16 protein-coding genes are annotated in these 21,295 nt (G+C 70.2%); 9 read left to right on the top strand and 7 right to left on the bottom strand.

Features of this window, described 5'->3' with window-relative positions; translation table 11 throughout:
* Positions 1 to 23: 23 nt before the first annotated feature.
* On the bottom strand, positions 24 to 1,169 hold the full coding sequence (locus tag ACQEVG_RS05520; RefSeq protein ID WP_432977882.1) for a PP2C family protein-serine/threonine phosphatase: 1,146 nt from the start codon (positions 1,167 to 1,169) through the stop codon (positions 24 to 26).
* A 106-nt stretch (positions 1,170 to 1,275) separates the two neighbouring features.
* Here ACQEVG_RS05520 and ACQEVG_RS05515 point away from each other — a divergent pair, with 106 nt between their 5' ends.
* The gene (locus tag ACQEVG_RS05515) at positions 1,276 to 2,529 is read left to right on the top strand and encodes a GNAT family N-acetyltransferase (RefSeq protein WP_432977879.1); all 1,254 of its coding nucleotides are present in this window, start codon (positions 1,276 to 1,278) and stop codon (positions 2,527 to 2,529) included.
* Between the two features lie 35 nt (positions 2,530 to 2,564).
* On the opposite strand, the gene ACQEVG_RS05510 is transcribed toward ACQEVG_RS05515, so the two are convergent.
* Both ACQEVG_RS05510 and ACQEVG_RS05505 read right to left on the bottom strand, forming a co-directional pair.
* Positions 2,565 to 3,374, bottom strand: coding sequence for an Fpg/Nei family DNA glycosylase (locus ACQEVG_RS05510; protein WP_432977876.1), 810 nt, complete (start codon positions 3,372 to 3,374; stop codon positions 2,565 to 2,567).
* A 153-nt stretch (positions 3,375 to 3,527) separates the two neighbouring features.
* Complete coding sequence (locus tag ACQEVG_RS05505) at positions 3,528 to 4,013, bottom strand: ribose-5-phosphate isomerase (protein ID WP_432977873.1); 486 nt, start codon at positions 4,011 to 4,013, stop codon at positions 3,528 to 3,530.
* 182 nt (positions 4,014 to 4,195) lie between these two features.
* On the opposite strand from ACQEVG_RS05505, the gene ACQEVG_RS05500 reads away from it, so the two are divergent.
* Positions 4,196 to 5,674, top strand: a complete 1,479-nt coding sequence (locus tag ACQEVG_RS05500; RefSeq protein WP_432977870.1) for an amino acid permease — start codon at positions 4,196 to 4,198, stop codon at positions 5,672 to 5,674.
* Here the strand turns inward: ACQEVG_RS05500 and ACQEVG_RS05495 are convergent.
* Positions 5,638 to 7,344 carry a serine/threonine-protein kinase gene (locus ACQEVG_RS05495; protein WP_432977867.1) on the bottom strand — a complete coding sequence of 569 codons (1,707 nt, stop codon included), beginning with the start codon at positions 7,342 to 7,344 and terminating at the stop codon, positions 5,638 to 5,640. The two genes, ACQEVG_RS05500 and ACQEVG_RS05495, sit on opposite strands and share 37 nt — an antisense overlap.
* Positions 7,345 to 7,478: 134 nt before the next feature.
* On the opposite strand from ACQEVG_RS05495, the gene ACQEVG_RS05490 reads away from it, so the two are divergent.
* Both ACQEVG_RS05490 and ACQEVG_RS05485 read left to right on the top strand, forming a co-directional pair.
* Entirely contained in the window at positions 7,479 to 8,204 is a 726-nt protein-coding gene (locus tag ACQEVG_RS05490) for a hypothetical protein (RefSeq protein ID WP_432977864.1), read from the top strand.
* Between the two features lie 128 nt (positions 8,205 to 8,332).
* Positions 8,333 to 8,644, top strand: coding sequence for a hypothetical protein (locus ACQEVG_RS05485; RefSeq protein ID WP_432977861.1), 312 nt, complete (start codon positions 8,333 to 8,335; stop codon positions 8,642 to 8,644).
* Positions 8,645 to 8,695: 51 nt separating this feature from the next.
* On the opposite strand, the gene ACQEVG_RS05480 is transcribed toward ACQEVG_RS05485, so the two are convergent.
* Positions 8,696 to 9,280: a biotin transporter BioY gene (locus tag ACQEVG_RS05480; RefSeq protein ID WP_432977858.1), complete on the bottom strand. Its 585-nt coding sequence runs from the start codon at positions 9,278 to 9,280 to the stop codon at positions 8,696 to 8,698.
* 400 nt (positions 9,281 to 9,680) lie between these two features.
* Here ACQEVG_RS05480 and ACQEVG_RS05475 point away from each other — a divergent pair, with 400 nt between their 5' ends.
* Positions 9,681 to 11,117: an amino acid permease gene (locus tag ACQEVG_RS05475; protein ID WP_432977855.1), complete on the top strand. Its 1,437-nt coding sequence runs from the start codon at positions 9,681 to 9,683 to the stop codon at positions 11,115 to 11,117.
* Between the two features lie 229 nt (positions 11,118 to 11,346).
* The gene (locus ACQEVG_RS05470; RefSeq protein WP_432977852.1) at positions 11,347 to 11,982 is read left to right on the top strand and encodes a superoxide dismutase; all 636 of its coding nucleotides are present in this window, start codon (positions 11,347 to 11,349) and stop codon (positions 11,980 to 11,982) included.
* Positions 11,983 to 12,118: 136 nt separating this feature from the next.
* Here the strand turns inward: ACQEVG_RS05470 and ACQEVG_RS05465 are convergent, their stop codons facing one another.
* Complete coding sequence (locus tag ACQEVG_RS05465) at positions 12,119 to 12,754, bottom strand: mycothiol-dependent nitroreductase Rv2466c family protein (protein WP_432977849.1); 636 nt, start codon at positions 12,752 to 12,754, stop codon at positions 12,119 to 12,121.
* 127 nt (positions 12,755 to 12,881) lie between these two features.
* Here ACQEVG_RS05465 and pepN point away from each other — a divergent pair, with 127 nt between their 5' ends.
* Together pepN and ACQEVG_RS05455 are read left to right on the top strand one after the other, a co-directional pair.
* Positions 12,882 to 15,461, top strand: a complete 2,580-nt coding sequence (pepN, locus tag ACQEVG_RS05460) for an aminopeptidase N (RefSeq protein WP_432977846.1) — start codon at positions 12,882 to 12,884, stop codon at positions 15,459 to 15,461.
* A gap of 661 nt (positions 15,462 to 16,122) precedes the next feature.
* Positions 16,123 to 17,145 (top strand): hypothetical protein, encoded by a 1,023-nt coding sequence (locus ACQEVG_RS05455; protein WP_432977843.1) that lies wholly within the window; start codon positions 16,123 to 16,125, stop codon positions 17,143 to 17,145.
* Between the two features lie 38 nt (positions 17,146 to 17,183).
* Here the strand turns inward: ACQEVG_RS05455 and ACQEVG_RS05450 are convergent, their stop codons facing one another.
* Positions 17,184 to 17,657, bottom strand: coding sequence for an NUDIX hydrolase (locus tag ACQEVG_RS05450; protein ID WP_432977840.1), 474 nt, complete (start codon positions 17,655 to 17,657; stop codon positions 17,184 to 17,186).
* Between the two features lie 303 nt (positions 17,658 to 17,960).
* Here ACQEVG_RS05450 and ACQEVG_RS05445 point away from each other — a divergent pair, with 303 nt between their 5' ends.
* Positions 17,961 to 21,287 (top strand): S8 family serine peptidase, encoded by a 3,327-nt coding sequence (locus ACQEVG_RS05445; protein ID WP_432977837.1) that lies wholly within the window; start codon positions 17,961 to 17,963, stop codon positions 21,285 to 21,287.
* Positions 21,288 to 21,295: the final 8 nt, after the last annotated feature.

Raw genomic sequence — 21,295 nt, 5'->3', positions numbered from 1 at the left:
CTGCCGGGGACCGTACCGAGAGGTCATGCCTCCCGGCAGAGCAGCAGCAGCGCCCGGTCGTCGTTGACGTCCTTCGCGACCGCCTCGATCAGATGCCAGGCCGCGCCCTCGAAACCCGCCGCCACATAACGGTCGGCCTCGCCGGTCAGGCGGTCTATGCCCTCGCTTATGTCCCGGCCCGACGCCTCCACCAGACCGTCGGTGAAGATCATCAGTACGTCGCCGGGGCGCAGGTTGCCCTTGACCGGATCGAACTGCGCGCCGTCATAGACGCCGAGCAGCGGACCCTCGGCGTCCATCTCCTCCCAGCGGCCGCTGCCCGCGTGCAGCTGGAGCGCGGGCAGATGGCCGGCCGACAGCAGCTCATAGTCGCCGGAGTCCAGGTCCAGGACGAGATGTATGGAGGTGGCGAAGCCCTCGTCCCAGTCCTGGCGGAGCAGATAGCCGTTCGCCGCGGGCAGGAAGCCGTGCGGCGGCAGGGAACCGAGCAGACCGCCGAAGGCGCCGGACAGCAGGAGCGCACGGGAGCCCGCGTCCATGCCCTTGCCGGACACATCGGTGAGGACGACCTCCAGGGTGCGGCCGCCGTTCGTACGGGCCGCGACCACGAAGTCGCCGGAGAAGGACTGGCCGCCCGCCGGGCGCAGGGACATCTCACGGTGCCAGCCCTTCGGCAGCCGGGGCAGGGCGCTCTGCACCCGGATGCGTTCGCGCAGGTCGAAAAGCATCGTTCCGCCGCGCCGCCAGGGCACCCCGACCCGCGCTCGGAACTGGGCGATGAGCAGGCCGAAGAGACCGCAGGCCGCGACCGTGAGGACGATGCCGGGGGTGACTCTGGCCGGGCCCTGCGTGTACGGGCCGAGCACGACCGACTCGACGATCAGGGCGCCTGCCGCCGCCGCGTACAGACCCAGCAGACTCGCCGGGCGCAGCAGCAGACCGCCGGCCACGATGGGCAGGACCAGCGCCGCCGGGGAGACCCAGACGGGCATCACGATCGTGCCCCAGGTGAAGGCCGGAACGGTCAGCAGCAGACCGGCCAGCGCGATCCAGTCGGAGCCGTCGCCGCGGAAGTAGTCCACCCCGGATTTGCGCAGGGCGATGCGCGCCCGGTGCACCGCCTTCCGCAACCGGGCCGTGTACGAGTCTGCTGCAGAGCCGCGGGCCATTGCCGTGGACCTTATCCATCCGCTCGCCTTCCGTGCAGGGGGACCCCGGTGACAATGCGTTCGATATCGGTTCGCCCCGATGCCGCGACCCTGGTAGGCATGGCATATGACAATCGAGTTGCGAGCGCTGCGTCCGTCCGAATGGAGCGGCTGGTACGGGAAGTTGGAGCTCGCCTTCGGTGGTGTGCCGGGGACCCCCCAGGAGCGCGAGCTGTATGAATCGCTCACCGAGACCGAGCGCTCCATCGGCGCCTGGGAGGGGGACGAATGCATCGGGACGGCCGGGGCGTTCTCGTTCGGGGTCTCGGTCCCGGGCGGCGCGATGGTGCCCGCAGCGGGGGTCACGATGGTCAGCGTCGCCGCGACGCACCGGCGGCGCGGGGTTCTCACCTCAATGATGCGGCGCCAACTGGACGATGTGCGTAGCTGGGGCGAGCCGCTCGCCGTGCTGACGGCTTCCGAGCCGGAGATCTACGGTCGGTTCGGCTACGGAATCGCGACGCAGATGCTGTCCGCGACGATCGACACCGTCCGGGCACGGATCGACCTCCCGGAGGGCGCGGACGCCGTCCGGCTGCGATTCGCGGACGTCCAGGCGGTGGCGCGGGAGTGCGAGGCGGTGTACGTACACAGCATCGGCTCACGGCCGGGCATGCTCGCCCGAAAGCCGGGCTGGGAGCGGCTGCCGCTGCTCGACCCTCCCCCTGCCTCCGGCGGGGGGACCCCCAGCGATCGGGACGGCAAGTCGCCGATGCAGTGCGTGGTCGCCGAGCGGGAGGGCGAAATCGTCGGCTTCGTGCGCTTCCACAACAAGCCGGAGTGGGGGCCGCGGGGCCCGAAGGGCACCATCACACTGCGGCACATCGAGGCGCTCGACCCCGTGACGTACGCCGTGCTGTGGCGCTTCCTCTTCGACATCGACCTGACGGTGCAGGTGGTGGTCCGCAACCGGCCCGTGGACGATCCGCTGCTGCTGCTCGTCAATGACGTGCGGCAGTGCGAGGTACGGGTGCGGGACGGCCTCTTCGTACGGCTGGTGGAGCTCGGGAGCGCGCTGGAGGCGCGTACGTACCAGACACCGGTGGATGTCGTCTTCGAGGTCACGGACGACTTCTGCCCGTGGAACGCCGGGCGCTGGCGGCTGACCGGCGACCACAAGGGCGCGTCCTGCAAGCGGACTGACGGCGATGCCGATCTGGCGCTGTCCGTACGGGAGTTGGGTGCGGCGTATCTGGGCGGGGTGCCGCTGACCGCACTGGCGGGAGCGGGGCGGGTGCGGGAGCTGCGGCAGGGGGCGCTGGCCGAGGCGTCGGTCGCCTTCGGCACGGACCTGGCGCCCTGGTTGCCGCACGGCTTCTAGCCTCGCCCCTTGAGTGGGGCCGGGTCGGGGTGTGGCTACCGGCGCTGGCAGGCGGGGCACCAGAAGAGATTGCGTGCGGCGAGACCGGCGGTGCGGATCTCGCCGCCGCAGACATGGCAGGGCAGGTTTGCCCGGCGGTAGACGTAGACCTCGCCGCCGTGGTCGTCGACGCGCGGCGGGCGGCCCATCGCCTCGGGAGTGTGCTCGGGGCGGACGGTGTCGATGCGGTTGTTCCGTACGCCCTCGCGCATCAGCTCCACGAGGTCCGTCCAGATCGCGGTCCACTCGTCGTGGGTGAGGTCCTTGCCCGCGCGGTAGGGGTCGATGCCGTGCCGGAACAGGACCTCGGCACGGTAGACATTGCCGACACCCGCGATGATCTTCTGGTCCATGAGCAGCGCGGCAACGGTGGTGCGGGATCGGGAGATACGTGCCCAGGCCCGGTGGGGGTCGTCGGCGAGCCGCAGCGGGTCGGGGCCGAGCCGGTCGTGTATCGCCTGCTTCTCGGGGTCGGTGATCAGTGAACAGGTGGTGGGGCCGCGCAGATCGACGTACGACTGCGGGTTCGCGAGCCGCAGCCGGACGGTGTCGGTCGGCGGGGCCGCGGGGGCGTCGCCGAGGTTCACCTTGCCGAAGAGGCCGAGGTGGATATGGACCCAGCCGAGCGGGCCGAAGCCGAGGAAGAGGTGCTTGCCGTGCGCCTCGGCGGCCTGAAGGACCTGGCGGTCGAGGAGGGCGGCAGCGTCCGAAAACTTGCCCTGCGGGCTGCTCACCCGGACCCGCCGGTCCAGAAAGCGCTCGCGGTGATCCTCGGCGAGGCGGTGAATCGTGTGCCCTTCGGGCAAGGTGCGCTCCTCAGTGGGGGCCTCGAGCGCCGGGCGGTCGGCCCGCCCGGCGCTCGAGGACAAAGCACAGCCGGCCCGCGCGTCCGGGTGAGGTCAGGACACAGCCGGGCCCCGTCCGGCGCTTGAGCACGGGGGCCGGCGCGAGGCCCCGGGTCAGCCCTGCGGGTGGTGCGCCGGGATCGGAGGGAGCTCGCCGGTGGTCTCGTACGCGGAGAGCATCTCGATCCGGCGGGTGTGACGCTCCTCACCCGAGTACGGGGTGTTGAGGAAGATCTCGACGAACTTGGTCGACTCCTCCAGCGTGTGCATCCGGCCGCCGATGGCCACGACGTTCGCGTTGTTGTGCTCACGGCCGAGAGCGGCGGTCTGCTCACTCCAGGCGAGGGCGGCGCGCACCCCCTTGACCTTGTTCGCGGCGATCTGCTCGCCGTTGCCGGAGCCGCCGATCACGATGCCGAGACTGTCCGGGTCCGCGGCCGTCTTCTCGGCCGCACGCAGGCAGAACGGGGGGTAGTCGTCCTGGGCGTCATAGATGTGGGGACCGCAGTCGACGGGCTCGTGGCCGTGGGCCGTGAGCCACTCGACGAGGTGGTTCTTGAGTTCGAAGCCGGCATGGTCGGAACCGATGTACACGCGCATGTTCCGAGTGTGGCACGCGGGTAGCTGGGTAGCGGTGACCGGGGTCAGGACCTGTCGGGGTCGCCGGCCTCCGCTTACCACCGGGATCTAACGATCCGAAAACGGGACTTCACACATCTGGAGTCGCGGGTTTGAATGCGGGGGCTCGTGACCCGAGTGCTCTCAAACCTAAGGATTCGTCCATGACCCCGCAGCAGACCCTCACGAAGGAAGGCGAGCAGGCCGGTACAACCGGTAAGCCGCAGGCCTCCGACGGTCTCCAGGCCGGACTCAAGAACCGGCATCTGTCCATGATCGCCATCGGCGGTGTGATCGGCGCCGGACTGTTCGTCGGCTCCGGTTCCGGTATCGCCGCCGCGGGCCCGGCCATCCTTCTGTCGTACGCACTCGTGGGCGCTCTCGTCGTGTTCGTGATGCGGATGCTCGGCGAGATGGCCGCCGCCAACCCGACCTCCGGCTCCTTCTCCGCCTACGCGGACCGGGCACTCGGCCGCTGGGCCGGGTTCTCGATCGGCTGGCTGTACTGGTTCTTCTGGGTCGTGGTGCTGGCGGTCGAGGCGACGGCCGGCGCGAAGATCCTGGAGAGCTGGATGCCGGCCGTCCCACAGTGGGCCTGGGCGCTGATCGTGATGGTCGTGCTGACGGCGACGAACCTCGCCTCGGTGTCGTCGTACGGCGAGTTCGAGTTCTGGTTCGCGGGCATCAAGGTCGTCGCCATCGCCGCCTTTGTGGTGATCGGTCTGCTGGCCGTCTTCGGCGTGCTGCCGGGCTCCGACAACCCGGGCGCGGGCTTTGCACATCTGACGGACGCCGGCGGATTCATGCCGCACGGTGCGGGCGCGATTCTCACCGGTGTGCTGATGGTCGTCTTCTCCTTCATGGGCAGCGAGATCGTGACGCTCGCGGCCGGTGAGTCGGAAGACCCGCAGCGGGCCGTCACCAAGGCCACGAACAGCGTGATCTGGCGGATCGGCGTCTTCTACCTGGGCTCCATTTTTGTGGTGCTGACGCTGCTGCCGTGGAACGACAAGTCGATCGTCGACAAGGGCTCGTACGTGGCCGCGCTCGACTCGATCGGCATCGCGCACGCCGGGCAGATCATGAACGTGATCGTGCTGACCGCTGTTCTGTCCTGCCTCAACTCGGGCCTTTACACCGCGTCCCGGATGGCGTTCTCACTGGGGCGGCGCGGCGATGCGCCGAAGGCGTTCGCCCGTACCAACGCGCGGGGCGTGCCGCAGGTGGCCATCCTCGGCTCGGTGGTCTTCGGCTTCCTCGCCGTCTTCTTCAACTACAAGTGGCCGGACACCGTCTTCGCGTTCCTGCTGAACGCGTCCGGCGCGGTCGCCCTGTTCGTGTGGCTGGTCATCTGTGTCACCCAGCTGAGGATGCGGGGAATCATCCTGCGTGAGTCGCCCGACAGGCTCGTCGTGCGGATGTGGCTCTTCCCCTATCTGACGTGGCTGACCATCGCGATGATCCTCTTCGTGCTGGGCTACATGGTCTACGACGGCGGCGATGCGCGGGAGCAGGTGCTGCTGTCACTGCTGGTGGCGGCCGTGGTCATCGCGATCGCGGTGGGCCGTGACTGGTTCGGCCGCGGGGCCGCGGACATCGAGCTGGATCAGAGCGGTGTGAAGGACTCGGTCACCCCGTCGTAGGTGGTCAGCGCGGCGGGCCGGGTGGCGGCGGCGTACCAGATGTTGAGCTGGTACGACTTGCCGCCGGCGGTGAAGCCGAGCTGGCGGGCGCGCCACGGTGCGCCGCCCTGGGTGAAGACGTACTCCCAGATGATCGCGGGGTTGCCGCGGAAGGCGGTGCGTTCCAGGCGGAGCTTGCGGTAGCCGGGGGCGTCGTGGCTGTCGCGTTCGAACTGCTGCCATTGGGTGAGGAGATCGCCGCCTCGTGCGAGAGCGTACGAGGCGGCGATCTCCTGTTTCCCGTCGGGCGAGTGGTAGTGGACGTTGGAGGGGCTTTTCGCGCTGCGGGTCCAGGCCTTGGGGGGCGCCCAGGCGAAGCCGGTCTCGCTGCGGGTGCCGGGGGGCGGGGTGGTGGGGGGCGGGGTGGTGGGGGGCGCTTGGGAGGTGCCGGCCACGGTGGGGGGCGGCGAGTCGGCTTCGAGGCTGGTGTCGGGGTGCCGGGCCTGGTCGTTGTCCCGGTTCTGGGAGGTGAGGACGAGGACGACGGTGACGGTGACTGCGGCGAGGGCGGCGGTGGCGGTTGCGATGAGGGTGCGGGTGCGGGGGTGGCCGGTGGGCTCCTGGGCTGCGCTGCCCTGAGGGGGCGCGGGCACGCCGGGCGTACGTGCGGCGGCGCGCTCTGTCCCGCCCTCCGCGGGCCCAGGTTCGGGCGCACGTGCGGGCTCCGCGGGCGCGGGTGCCGACGGGCCAGGCGCCGGCCCAAGCGGGGGCGAACCCGGCGTCGGCCCAAGCGGGGGCGAAGGCGGTGCGGGCCCCAAGGACGGTGAAGGCGGCGAAGGCGGTAGGGGGGACGGGACCGGCAGCGTGGGGACGTACACCGCGGCCGCCCTCGTCAGCATCGTCTCCAGCGCGTCCAGCGTCGGGCGCGCCTCCGGGTCCTTCACCAGCAGCGACGCCAGCACCGGGGACAACGGGCCCGCGCCCGGCGGGAGTTCGGGCTCCTCGTACAGCACCGCATGGAGCGTCGCCAGCGTCGTCGGGCGGGCGAAGGGGGAGTGGCCCGCCACCGCCGCGCACAGGGTGGCGCCCAGCGACCACAGGTCCGACGCCGGACCCTGCGGGCGGCCGCCCACCCGTTCCGGGGCCATGTAGTCCGGGGAGCCGACCAGCATCCCCACCACCGTCAGAGCCGTCGCGTCCTGGATGGCGGCGATGCCGAAGTCCGTCAGGACCACCCGGCCGGTCCGGCCCAGCAGCACGTTGCCGGGCTTGATGTCGCGGTGCAGCACTCCCACCGCGTGAACCTCGCGCAGCGCCGCCACCAGGCCGAGGCCGATGCGCGCGGCCTCGCGCGCGGACACCGGGCCGTCCTCCACCAGGAGACCTTCCAGGGAGCGGGATTCGACGAGCTCCATCACGATCCACAGCCGGTCGCTCTCCTCGACCACGTCGTAGACCCTCACCACATTGGGGTGGTCGATACGCGCGGTCGCACGCGCCTCGCGCAGGGTGCGTTCGCGGCGGACACGGGTGGCCTCCGCGTCCGCCTCGTCCATCCGCATCTCTTTGACCGCGACCGGCCGGTCAAGCATGACGTCGGCCGCACGCCACACCCGCCCCATTCCCCCCTGCCCAATGCTTTCGTCCAGCCGGTAACGCCCCACCACCAATAGCCCTGGAATACCCGGCATTCCCTTCCTCCCCGTCGTACCCCTCTGTGACCAGGACAGAAGCATGAACTTTCCCCAATGACAGCATAGTTCGCCGCAATCTTGTGGAACCCTTCTCGTACGCACTGCCCGATGTGCATCAAGGGGGCTGGGAAATGCAGGGACGGAAAAGGCAAGGAAATTACTCGGGGGTATTCATCACGGCCATTGCGGCGGCCGTACTGGCTCTTCCGGTCAGCGCGCATGCCGCCGACGACCCCGCGCCCGGGAGCAGCAAGGGGGGCTCCCCCGGGCCCGCCGCACCCGCGGACGTGAAGATCACCACGGAGCTGCCGGGGAAGATCACCGTCGAGAACAAGAGCGAACAGACCTCCGTGACAGCGAAGGTCAAGAACAGCGGGAGCAAGGACAGCGGGCCCATCACCCTCGCCGTCGTCGGGTTCGACGGCATGCGCATCACCGGCGTCGAGGGCTGTGTGCCCATCCCCGAGGCGCGCCTGCCCAAGGGTTCCAACAGCGGCTTCGCCTGCGCCATCGACAACCTCGCGGCCGGCAAGGACCGTTCGTACCAGGTCGCCGCGACCTTCGATCTGCAGAAGACCGGCAAGATCTGCCTCCCGGTCACCGTCGGCACCGGTGACAAGCTGATCTGGCAGCAAGGGCCCGTCCCCTTCGGCACATCGCAGCCGACACCCAACGCCCCCGACACTCCCCTGCTGCTCGGCACCGAGAACGTGCCCTTCGGGCCGGAGAAGCCGCCGGCCGCCGAGCTGCCGCGCACCGGCACCCCGGACGGCACGCTGCCGCTCGGCCTGGCCGCACTCGCGCTCCTCGCGACCGGCGGCACGGGGATCTGGTGGACGACCCGGAGCGAACGGTAAGCAGGTGGGGCCCGCGGCCGTCGTCGGTCGCGGGCCTCCGCAAAAGCTGACGGCGGGTGTCAGGTTGAGACCTGGGCACGGCCCGGCGGCTGCTGGAGCTGACGGGGCCGAAGTCGCCGGTGTGGTGCGTGACGCAGATCAACCATCTGGGCGGCGCACTGGCCAAGGAGCAGCCGAACGCGGTGCCGTACCGCGATGCCCGTTTCCTGGTGCGGATGCTGTCGGGGCTGATGCCCGGCACCGCAGTGGACGACGTTCGTGCGATGCATGCCGAGGTCTACGCGGCGCTCGCGCCGCTCACGCTGGGCCGTTCGCTCAACTTCGCCTTCGGCGCCGGTGATCGTACGGAAGGGCTGTTCGACGCCGAAACGCAAAAGAGGCTCGCGCGGGTCAAGTTGCATTACGCCCCGACGAACCTCTTCAGGCGCCCAGTCTTCTAGAACGGGCTGTCCAGTTCTCGATGGACTGTCCAGCAAGGGCTGTCGGCGTTGTCAGCCCCGCCTGCCGATGAGCTTCCAGGCCGCGGGCAGCGCGCCCATCGCCAGCGCGGCCTTCAGGGCGTCGCCGATCAGGAAGGGAGTGAGACCCGCGGCGACGGCCTGGGAGAGCGTCATGCCGGTGGCGAGCGCGAGATAGGGGACGCCGACCGCGTAGATGATCACGGAGCCGGCCGCCATCGCGCCCGCGGTGCGCACTGCGGAGCGGTCGGCGCCGCCGCGCGCGAGGGCGCCGACGACCGTGGCGGCGAGCATCATGCCGAGGATGTAGCCGAAGGACGGCATCCCAAAGCCGGACGTGGCCTGCGCGAACCACGGCACGCCCGCCATCCCCGCCACCGCGTAGAGCGCGAGGGCGAGGAAACCGCGGCGGGCACCGAGCGCGGTGCCGACGAGGAGAGCCGCGAAGGTCTGACCGGAGACGGGGACCGGGGAGCCGGGGACCGGGACCGCGATCTGGGCCGCGATGCCGGTGAGCGCTGCGCCGCCGACGACGAGCGCGATGTCCTTCGTACGCGATGCGGGCAGCAGGTCGGCGAGGACCGCTCCAGGACGGGAGATGACGGAAGCAGCACTCATCGGGGCTCCGCGGAGGTGAGGGCAGGCAGGGACACGGTGACGCTATCCCGCGGAGAAGCACTCGATCACCGTCAGCCGCCGACAAAGGCTAAGTGATCGGCTTGATGGGGATTGCACAAAGGCCGCCCGTGATACGCGAGTTGGCGTGATGCTCATCACTGAGGTCGGAGCGGAGTGGGTCCGTTGTGCACGGAGGGCGGGCCCCCGGGAGACTGTGGGGTCCCACCAATGCGGCTGCCGCGGCGCTCCCGAGCACGGTGGTACGCGAGGGGCGGGTGGGACGTGAATAAGTGATCACCTTGTGTGAGCATCGTGCCCGTATAGCGGACATACGTTCCTCGTGAGCGGGCCGTTGCCCAGACTGGTCCCCTCCCCCTCAGCTACTGAACAGGGCATGCCCATGTCTCGGACTTCCGCGCCCGCGCCCGTCGACCAGCAGGCCGACGCATCGCTCTCGCACGGACTCAAACAACGCCATCTCTCGATGATCGCCCTCGGCGGCGTCATCGGCGCCGGACTCTTCGTCGGATCCGGCGCGGGCATCGCCGCGGCCGGCCCGTCCATCGTCATCGCCTATGCGATCTCGGGCCTGCTCGTCATGCTCGTGATGCGCATGCTCGGCGAGATGTCGGCGGCGAACCCGGCATCCGGCTCCTTCTCCGTGCACGCCGAGCGGGCGATCGGCCCCTGGGCGGGCTTCACGGCGGGCTGGTCGTTCTGGTTTCTGCTCTGTGTGGCCGTCGGCCTCGAAGGCATCGGGGCCGCGAAGATCGTGACGGGCTGGCTGCCCGGCACCCCCGAATGGGCGTGGGTCGCCCTCTTCATGCTGGTGTTCTGCGGCACCAACCTGGCCGCGGTGAAGAACTTCGGCGAGTTCGAGTTCTGGTTCGCGGCGCTCAAGGTCGGCGCGATCACGCTCTTCCTGGCCATCGGCGTGCTGGCGACCCTCGGCGTCCTGCCCGGCACCGACGCACCTGGCACCACCAACCTCACGGGCGACGGCGGCTTCATGCCGAACGGCTCCGAGGGCCTCGTCGTCGGTCTGCTCGCCTCCGTCTTCGCCTACGGCGGCCTGGAGACGGTCACCATCGCGGCGGCCGAGTCCGAACACCCCGTGCAGGGCGTCGCCAAGGCCGTGCGTACGGCGATGTGGCGCATCGCGGTCTTCTACATCGGCTCGATGGCGGTCATCGTCACGCTGGTCCCGTGGGGCGACCCGAAGGTCGTCGAGAAGGGCCCGTACGTCGCGACCCTGGACCACCTGGGCATCCCCGGCGCCGGGCAGATCATGAACGTCGTCGTGCTGGTCGCCCTGCTCTCGGCGATGAACGCCAACGTCTACGGCGCCTCCCGCATGGCCTGTTCGCTGGTGGCCCGCGGCCAGGGCCCGAAGGCGCTGGGGCGGACCTTCAGCGGGGTGCCGCGGACAGCCGTGCTGGTCTCGTCCGTCTTCGGCTTCGCGTGTGTGCTGCTCAGCTACTGGCGGCCGAACGACGTCTTCATGTGGCTCCTCAACATGATCGGCGCGATCATCCTGGTCGTCTGGATCTTCATTGCCGTCTCGCAGCTGGTACTGCGCCGCCGCACGGAGCGCGAAGACCCGTCGAAGCTGGTCGTGAAGATGTGGCTGTACCCGGTGCTGACGTGGGTGGCGCTGGCGGGGATGGCAGCGGTGTTCGTGCTGATGGCGCGCGAGCCGGACACGCGTACGCAGCTGTACTACTCGGGTGGGCTGACGCTGGCGCTGGCGCTCGTCGGGTACGTGCGCCAGGTCGCTTCCCGCGCGGGCGCGACGACCGGTGCGGAGGCGGTCGGCTCGGAGACGAACGGCGGCTGACCTGGACCGCCCGGCGGCGGAAGCGACGCAGCACACAGGACCCCCGGGCCGCTACGGCCCGGGGGTCCTGCGCGTCCGGGGGTCCTGCGCGTCCGGGGGTCCTGCGCGTCCGGGAAGCCATCGACACTCCCGAGTCCTAGGACCAACGCCTGATCATCACCCGGCACTCCTGCTGCTAGCGTGCACTTGCATATGATGTGCAATAAGCAGTGCGAGGGACCGGAGAGACATGGCCATTTACACGCTTCCTGAACTTCCGTACGACTACGCGGCGCTCGAACCGGTCATCAATCCGCAGATCATCGAGCTGCACCACGACAAGCACCACGCGGCCTACGTCAAGGGCGCCAACGACACCCTTGAGCAGTTGGCGGAGGCCCGCGACAAGGAGCAGTGGGGAACGATCAACGGTCTGGAGAAGAACCTCGCGTTCCATCTCTCCGGCCACATCCTGCACTCGATCTACTGGCACAACATGACGGGCGACGGCGGCGGCGAGCCGCTGGAGAAGGACGGCGTGGGCGAACTCGCCGACGCGATCGCCGAGTCCTTCGGCTCCTTCGCCAAGTTCAAGTCCCAGCTGACCAAGGCGTCGGCGACCACGCAGGGCTCGGGCTGGGGCGTTCTCGCGTACGAGCCCGTCAGCCGCCGGCTGATCGTCGAGCAGGTCTACGACCACCAGGGCAACGTCGGCCAGGGCTCGGTGCCGATCCTCGTCTTCGACGCCTGGGAGCACGCCTTCTATCTCCAGTACAAGAACCAGAAGGTGGACTTCATCGAGGCGATGTGGCAGGTCGTCAACTGGCAGGACGTGGCGAAGCGCCATGCCGAGGCCAAGGAACGCACGCCGCTGATCGCGCCGTAGCCCACAGATCGTCCTGCTCGTGATCGTCTTCTCAGCCTTCACGTGCGGGCGGAGTAACGAAGGGCCCCCGCGAGGACGTGACTCGCGGGGGCCCTTCCCTGGGCAGGGCGCGCACGGACCGCGCGGCGCCGAGCCGTCAGTCGAAGCTCGGGCCGGCGGTGCGCGTCCGCTTGATCTCGTAGAAGCCGGGAATGGACGCCACCATCAGCGTGCCGTCCCAGAGCTTCGCCGCCTCTTCGCCCTTCGGGGCGGGCGTGACGACCGGGCCGAAGAAGGCGAGCTGCTTGCCGTCCGCGCCCGGGACCGCGATGACCGGGGTGCCGACCTCCTGGCCGACCTTGTCGATGCCCTCCTTGTGGGAAGCGCGCAGCTCGGTGTCGTACGCGTCCGAGTCGGCGTAGTCGAGCAGATCCGCGGGCAGGCCGGCCTCGTCCAGCGCACCCGCGATCGCCTCACGGGTCGCACCCTCGCCTCGGTTGTGGAAGCGGGTGCCGAGCGCGGTGTAGAGCTTGCCGAGTACCTCGTCGCCGTACTTCTGCTGTGCGGCGATGACGACCCGGACCGGGCCCCACGCCTCCTTCATGCCCTCGCGGTACTTCTCCGGGAGCGTGTCGAGCTTGGGTTCGTTCAGCACGGCGAGACTCATCACGTGCCAGCGGACCTCGACGTCGCGGACCTTCTCGACCTCGAGCATCCAGCGGGAGGTCATCCAGGCCCACGGGCACAGGGGGTCGAACCAGAAGTCGACCGGTGTCTTGCCGTTCTCGGACATGCTTCTCCTCATCAGGGACGTCGTGCTCCTCGAACGGGCAAACGCCACCTGCCGCCGGTCGATTCCCGGATACCGCGTGCCAGGAGCACATGGGAGGATCGGTCCTGTTCGAACGCGACACGAAGGAGTGCCCGTGCCCGGTGAGAATCTGTCCCGCGACGAGGCCCGCAGGCGGGCCGAGCTGCTGTCCGTCGACGGGTACGAGGTGGCCCTCGACCTGCGTTCCGCGGTCGGCGATGCGCCGGGGGGCTCCGGGCCGCGCACCTTCCGGTCGGTGACGACGATCCGCTTCCGCTGCTCGCAGCCGGGCGCCTCGACCTTCGCGGACCTGATCGCGCCCGCGGTCACCGAGGTGACGCTGAACGACGAGAAGCTGGATCCGGCCGCGGTCTTCGACGGCTCGCGGATCGCGCTGAGCAATCTCTCCGCGGAGAACGTGCTGGTGGTGGATGCGCAGTGCGCGTACAGCCGTACGGGTGAGGGGCTGCACCGGTTCGTCGACCCGGAGGACGGCGAGGTCTATCTCTACACGCAGTACGAGCCGGCCGACGCCCGCCGGGTCTTCGCCAACTTCGAACAGCCGGATCTGAAGGCGCCGTTCCGCTTCGAGGTGACCGCGCCGGAAGAGTGGACCGTCTGGGGCAACGGGGAAGGCACGCTCGGCGGGGACGGGGTGTGGCGGTTCGCCGGGACGAAGCCGATCTCGACGTACATCACGGCGGTCGTGGCCGGCCCGTACCACTACGAGACCGATGTCTACACGCGGACGTTCGAGGACGGCACGACGCTGGAGATCCCGCTGGGAGCGCTCTGCCGCAAGGGGCTGGCCAGGCACTTCGACGCCGACGACATCTTCCTGGTGACGAAGCAGGGTCTGGACTTCTTCCACGACCACTTCGACTACCCGTACCCCTTCGGGAAGTACGACCAGGCCTTCGTGCCCGAATACAACATCGGGGCGATGGAGAACCCGGGGTGTGTGACCTTCCGCGAGGAGTTCATCTTCCGCGGGAAGGTGACGCAGGCGTCGTACGAGCGCCGGGCGAACGTCATCCTGCACGAGATGGCGCACATGTGGTTCGGCGATCTGGTCACCATGGTGTGGTGGGACGACCTGTGGCTGAAGGAGTCCTTCGCGGACTTCATGGGCTCCTTCTCGATGGTGGGCGCGACCCGGTTCAGCAACGGCTGGATCACCTTCGCCAACAACCGCAAGTCGTGGGCGTACCGGGCGGACCAGCTGCCGTCGACGCATCCGGTCACGGCAGACATCCGTGACCTGGAGGGCGCGAAGCTCAACTTCGACGGGATCACGTACGCGAAGGGCGCGTCAGTACTGAAGCAGCTGGTGGCGTACGTCGGGCAGGACGCGTTCCTGGAGGGCGCGCGGCGCTACTTCAAGCGCCACGCCTACGGCAACACGCGCCTGGGCGACCTGCTCCTGGTCCTGGAAGAGGTCTCCGGCCGTGACATGGCGTCCTGGTCGCGGTCCTGGCTGGAGACGGCGGGCGTCAACTCCCTCACTCCCGTGGCGACGTACGACGCGGGCGATCGGATCACCGAGCTCGCGGTGGGGCAGGACGGCGACGAACTGCGGCCGCACCGGGTGGCGGTCGGGCTGTACCGGAACGAGGGGACGGACCTGGTGCGTTACGCCAGGGCCGAGGTGGATGTCACCGGTCCGCGGACGGTCGTCGAGGCGCTTGCGGGCGCCGAACGGCCCGACCTGATCCTGGTCAACGACGACGATCTGACGTACTGCAAGATCCGCTTCGACGAGGGCTCGCTGGCGACGCTGCGGGCGCGTCTGGGCGCCATCACGGATCCCCTGGCCCGGGCGCTGTGCTGGTCGGCGCTGTGGAATCTGACCCGGGACGCGCTGATGCCGGCGCGGGACTTCATCGACCTGGTGCTGAGGTTCGCGGGGCGCGAGTCGGACATCGGGGTGCTGCAGATGCTGCACGCGTGGGCGCGTTCGGCGCTGGTCCACTACGCCGCGCCGCAGTGGCGCGAGGAGGGCGGACGGCTGCTCGCGCAGGGCGCACTGCGGGAGCTGCGGCTGGCCGAGCCGGGGAGCCAGCACCAGCTGACATGGGCGCGGTTCTTCGCTGCGACGGCGACGTCCGCGGCGGATCTGCAGCTGCTCACCGGGCTGCTCGACGGCACGGCGAAGATCGACGGGCTGGACGTGGACCAGGAGCTACGTTGGGCGTTCGTGGAACCGCTGGCGTCGCACGGGGTGACGGACGAGTCCTTCATCGCGGCGGAACTGGCCCGCGACGACACGGCCTCGGGCAAACGCCACCAGGTGCGCTGCCTGACGGCGCGGCCGTCGGCGGCGGTGAAGGACCAGGCGTGGGCGCAGGTCGTGGAGTCGGACTCGCTCTCCAACGCGCTGGTGGAGGCGACGATTTCGGGCTTTGTGAAGCCGGGGCAGCGGGAGCTGCTGGCGCCGTACGCGGCGAAGTACTTCGATGCGATCGAGCGGGTGTGGGAGGAGCGGTCGATCCAGATCGCCATGGACGTGGTGAAGGGCCTGTTCCCGAGCCTGCAGGACGACGAGTCGACGCTGACGGCGACGGACGAGTGGCTGTCCACACACTCGGGGGCGGCCCCGGCACTGCGCCGTCTGGTGCTGGAGGCACGGGACGACTTGGCGAGGGCGCTGCGGGCCCAGGCATGCGACGCGGCGTCGGGCGCGGCCTGAGGGATTGTTCCCCCACCCGCCCCTTGCCTGAACCGGGGCAAGCCCCGGACCCGGCGGTGGTGCGGCAGCGCCGCGCGCGGGCGCCTCGCGCGTGCGGGGCGCCTGGTGCACCTCGTGCCGCCCGCGGCACGCGGCGCGCGCGGGGACCTGTGTGGTCACCACCTCGGGCGCGCCCGGCCGAGGCGGGGCACGCGCAACGCCCCTGCGGCGCGAAGCTGCCGCTCCCGGGGCAGCCGGGGCAGGCCCGCCGCACCCTCGTGCGGCGTCCCGCCCTGCGGGGTCCGGGGCACGCCCCCGTAACGGCAACGGGCGGGGAACAAACACCCCACCGAACCCCCGCCCACGCTCGCGGCGCGAAGCTGCCGCTCCCAGGGCAGGCGGGCCCAGCCACATCCCCGTACGGCGTCCGTTCCTTCGGGGTCCGGGGCACGCCCCCGTAACGGGAACGGGCGGGGTGGGGAACAGGCCCCCGGCCCATGCCCGCGGCGCGAAGCCGCCAGGCCCCGGCGCCGGGGGCGGCCCGCGCACCGCCCCCCGCTCCCGCGCGCCCCGCGCCCTTTCGGCAGTCGAACGTCCGTACTTTAGGGCGGCCTTGTCCCGAAATGTCGACGAGACTGTAACAGCGGGTAGAAAGCCGGCCGGCCCCGGGCATTCCCGTCCCATGAACCACAACACCCCTCTCTCCCCCCTCCCCCTCAGCCACCTCGCCGACGTCCAGCGCCGCGTCCTGTCCTCCGCGCAGCTCCGTGCGCACGGGGTCTCCGCCGCGCGGACCGCGTCGCAGTGCCGGCCCGGGGGTCCCTGGCAGTTGTTGCTGCCGGGGGTGTATCTCCTGCACCCCGGCCCGCCCACCAGCGAGGAGCGGCTGCACGGAGCGCTCCTGTACGCCGGGCGGCCCGTGCTTCCCGCGCAGGGCGAGGCCCGGAGCGCACCCGGCTTCGGCGAGGCCATGATCACCGGGCTCGCCGCGCTCGCGCTGTATCAGTTCTCGTCGGCCCCGCCGCTGCTCTCTCTCGACCGGATCGACGTCCTCGTGCCCCGCACCCGCCGGCTCCGCTCGACCGGATGCGCCCGACTCGTACGCGCGCACGGAATGCCGCGACCGCAAGAGATCACGGGCGTACCCGTCGCCCCCGTGCCCCGTGCCCTCGCGGACGCCATCACGCAGGTCGCCGACCCCAACGCCGTACGCCGACTGCTCACCGAGGCCGTCCGCGGCGGGCACTGCGAACCCGCCGCCGTCGTCAAGGAGTTGAACCGTGCCCGGCTGCTGAGCCGCCCCCATGTCGTCGGCGCCGTCGACTCGCTTCTCGCCGAGGGACGTGCCCTCGCGGAGGAGCGGCTGTACGAGCTGGTGCGCACGCAGGGACTCCCCGAACCCGTGTGGAACGTGGACCTGCGGCTCCCCGGCGGCCCCCTCCTCGGCGGAGTCGACGCCTACTGGCCCGGCCCGGCCGTCGCCGTCGAGCTGGACACCCGTGCGCCCCGCCGCGACGAGGACGCCCTGTGGTCGGAGTACGCCCGTAAGCGCGAGCTTCTGGAGCGGCTCGGCATCACCGTCGTACACCTCACGCCGAAGAAGCTGCGGGAGTCGCCGGAGCAGCAGGCGACCGTCGTCCGCACCGCCCTGATGGCGGCGGCCGAGCGGGACCCCGCCGCGTACGTCGTCGTCCTCCCGCGCTGAGCCGGCGGCCCAGTCACAGGCGTGGCAGAGCCGGGCGGCTAACGGCCGGTTCCGGCCGGCCGTCCGGTCGGCGGCCTGGAGCGCCACAACTCCAGGCCGATGTCGACGAGTTCGACCCGTTCGAGGGCGGTCACCGCCGCCAGCGGGTGCCAGGCGGCCAGGTCCGTCGACCCGTCCGTCTCATGGCGCAGCTCACCGCCGGTGATCCGGCCCTCGTACACGATGCGCAGCCCCTGGAAGTCGGCGAACGCACCGAGTTTGCGCGGGTACTGGCGGCGGATGGAGTCGAGGCCGAGCAATGCGGTCATCTCGGCCGCGTAGCCGGTCTCCTCCTCGACCTCGCGGATCACGGTGTCGAGGGGGTCCTCCCCGTGGTCCATGCCGCCGCCGGGCAGCGTCCACTTCTTGGTGCCGTCGCGCGCCACCCAGCGGGCGAGCAGGATCTCGTCGTCCCGTACGCACACGGCGTAGGCCGCGACCCTCAGTTCCCTGTTCCGCAACTGCTTGTTCATGCGGTGAGGTTAGAGGGGCGCCCGCGCCCTCGGGTGGGCGGACGAGTACTCGGGGGCCGACCGGCGCGGTGGACCGGCCCCCCTGGTTGTCCAGCCGCGTCCCGGGACTATGCCCGCCGCCGCGAAAACTGAAGCGAGACCCCAGAAATACCCATTTGCCCCGCGTGGCGCATCGTCCGCAGTGGCGGATCTCCGCCATGTCCGCAACCCGCCGCTGCCAACTCTCCACAAACCCGTGTCATTTACGAAAGGCTGAGCGGTCATCCGGCACCGAATTCCGGACCCCGTCTTTCACAAACAGGGATGCTGATGACCCCCGAATCCCAGAGCTCCATACAAGGGCGCTCCGTACCAGGTCACAGACGCGTGGCCCGCATCGCGGCCGCGGCTTCGATCGTGGCCGCGCTGGTGGCCACGGGCGCCGCGCCGGCCTTCTCCGCCGCGCCCACCGACGATCCGGGCACCTCCGCCGGCGTCAAGGCCGCGTCCTCCTCCGACAAGCTCGGCTCGGCCGACGCCCAACTGCTCGCCGATGCCGAGGCCAAGGGCGAGAAGAGCGTCACCGTCATGGTCGCCACCGCACCCGGTGCGACCGAGCAGGTCGCGGGGCAGCTCGACGCCGTCGAGGGCGCCGTGGTCGGCAAGACGTACGACCAGCTCGGCTATGTGCGGGCCACCCTGCCCACCGCCCGGGCGGAGGCCGCGATCAAGGCGGCCGCCAAGCTCTCCAGCGTCCACGGCATCGACCTCAAGCACGAGGTCAAGCTGGACGACCCGACGCCGGCCGGTGACACCACCAAAGCCGCGGGCACCGCCGACGCGCAGGCCGGTACGTACCCGGCGCCGGGCAAGAACACCCCGGCGAAGAACCCGTACAACCCGTCCTTCGAGACGGGCGCGGTGGACTTCGTCAAGCAGCACCCCAAGGCCGACGGCCGCGGCGTGACCATCGGCATCCTCGACTCCGGTGTCGACCTCGGCCACCCGGCGCTGCAGAAGACCACCACCGGCGAGCGCAAGATCGTCGACTGGGTGACCGCGACCGACCCGGTGACCGACGGCGACGCCACCTGGCGCCGGATGTCCCTCGATGTCAGCGGCCCGACGTTCGCAGTCAACGGCCGTACGTACTCCGCCCCGGCGGGCGCGTACAAGTTCAACCTCTTCTCCGAGGCCGCCACCAAGGGCGGCGACATGGCCGGTGACCTCAACCGGGACAGTGACACGACCGACGTCTGGGGCGTGCTGTACGACCCGGGCACCCGCACCGCAACGGTCGACCTGGACAACGACGGGAACTTCTCGAACGACACCGTGATGAAGCCGTACAAGAACGGCTTCCAGATCGGCTACTTCGGCAAGGACAACCCGGCGACCGAGGTCGTCGAGCAGATCCCGTTCGTCGTCGAGGTCCGCAAGGACGTCGTCTACAACGCCGCGGGCGCCAAGGCCGACTACGTCAACATCGGCGTCATCGAGTCCGAGCACGGCACGCACGTCGCCGGCATCACCGCCGCCAACAGCCTCTTCGGCGGCCGGATGAACGGCGCCGCCCCCGGCGCCAAGCTGGTCTCGTCGCGCGCCTGCACCTGGAGCGGCGGCTGCACCAACGTCGCGCTCACCGAGGGCATGGCCGACCTGGTCATCAACCGCGGCGTGGACATCATCAACATGTCCATCGGCGGTCTGCCCGCACTGAACGACGGCAACAACGCCCGCGCGGAGCTCTACACCCGCCTCATCGACACCTACGGCGTCCAGCTGGTCATCTCGGCCGGCAACGAGGGTCCGGGCACCAACACCATCGGCGACCCCGGCCTCGCCGACAAGGTCCTCTCCGTCGGCGCCGCCATCTCCAAGGAGACCTGGGCCGCCAACTACGGCTCCGCGGTGACCAAGAACTACGCCATGCTCCCCTTCTCCTCCCGCGGACCGCGTGAGGACGGCGGTTTCGCGCCGATCATCACCGCGCCCGGTGCCTCCATCAACACCACCCAGACCTGGCTGCCCGGCAGCCCGGTCAAGGAGGCGGGCTACCAGCTCCCGGCCGGCTACTCCATGCTGCAGGGCACCTCGATGTCCTCGCCGCAGGCCGCGGGCGCGAGCGCGCTGCTGCTCTCGGCCGCCAAGCAGCGGCACATCGAGCTGACCCCGGCGAAGCTGCGCACGGCGCTGACCAGCACCGCGCACCGTATCCCCGGAGTGCAGGCGCACGAGCAGGGCTCCGGCCTGATCAACATCGTGGACGCATGGGACGCCATCGAGGACGGCGCCACCGCCCATGAGTACAGCGTCAAGGCCCCGGTCGACACCGCGATCGACTTCGCGCTGAAGACCCCCGGCTTCGGCACCGGCCTCTACGACCGCGAGGGCGGTCTGAAGGCCGGCCAGAAGAAGTCCTACGACGTCGTCATCACGCGGACGACCGGCCCGGACCGCCCCGTGCGGCACGAACTGGACTGGAAGTACAACGACGGCACCTTCGACCTGCCCGGCAGCGGCGCGGTCACGCTGCCGCTGAACACCCCGGTCACCGTCAAGGTCGAGGCCAGGGCCAAGGCTGCCGGTGTGCACAGCGCGATCCTGGAGGCGGACGACCCGCGCACCGAGGGCGTGGACAAGCAGATCATGACGACCGTGGTCGTCTCCAAGGAGCTCGCGAAGCCCGAGTACACCTTCTCGGCGTCCGGCTCGGTGCAGCGCAACAGCCACAAGTCGTACTTCATCACGGTGCCCGAGGGCGCGAAGAACCTCGAGGTCGCGCTCGGCGGCCTGGCCGCGAACAGCCAGACCCGGTTCATCGGCATCCACCCGTACGGCGTGGGGGTCGAGGACAGCTCGACGATCTTCTGCTACCCGAACTACAACAATCCGGCGAACACCTGCCGTCCGGACTTGCGCTCGTACCCCGAGCCGACACCCGGCGTCTGGGAGATCGAGGTCGAGTCGCGGCGTACGTCTCCGCTGCTCGACAACCCGTACAAGCTGGATGTCAGCCTGCTGGGCGCCTCCTTCGACCCGGCCGTCAAGACGCTCCCCGAGGCGAAGGCCGGCACTGCGGCCCCCGTCGAGTGGAAGGTCACCAACGACTTCGCCGCGATCGACGGCAAGCTCGCGGGCGGTTCGCTGGGCTCGGCGAAGGTAGCCCGTCCGTCCATCAAGGACGGCGAGTCGCAGGAGACGACGGTCACCATCGGTGAGGGCGTCGAGCGTCTGGACGTCGCCATCGGCGGGGTCTCCGACACCGGCGCCGACCTGGACCTGACGGTCCTGCTGAACGGTGTGCAGGTCGGCCAGTCGGCGGACGGCGACTCGGAGGAGGCGGTGAGCCTGCTCAAGCCGGCCGCGGGCACGTACACCATCGTGGTCGACGGCTACGCCGTCCCCGCCGGGACCACCGAGTACAACTACCGCGATGTGTTCTTCGCGCCCTCGCTCGGCTCGGTCAAGGTCGACTCGGCGAAGCCGGTCAAGCTGGCCAACGGGGCGTCGGCGCAGGTCAGCGCCGAGGTGCTGGTGGGCGGCGCGGCTCCCGAGGGACGGCAGTTCTTCGGCGAGGTGCAGCTGCTGAACGGCCGCGGCACGGTCGCGGGCACCGGCAGCGTCGTGATCGAGAAGGTCACGCCGTAGTCGCAGTG

Source organism: Streptomyces sp. CA-135486, from assembly GCF_050936555.1.
GTDB lineage: Bacteria > Actinomycetota > Actinomycetes > Streptomycetales > Streptomycetaceae > Streptomyces.
The sequence above is the reverse complement of the archived record's forward strand: the minus strand, read 5'-3'. Positions and strand labels throughout refer to the sequence as shown.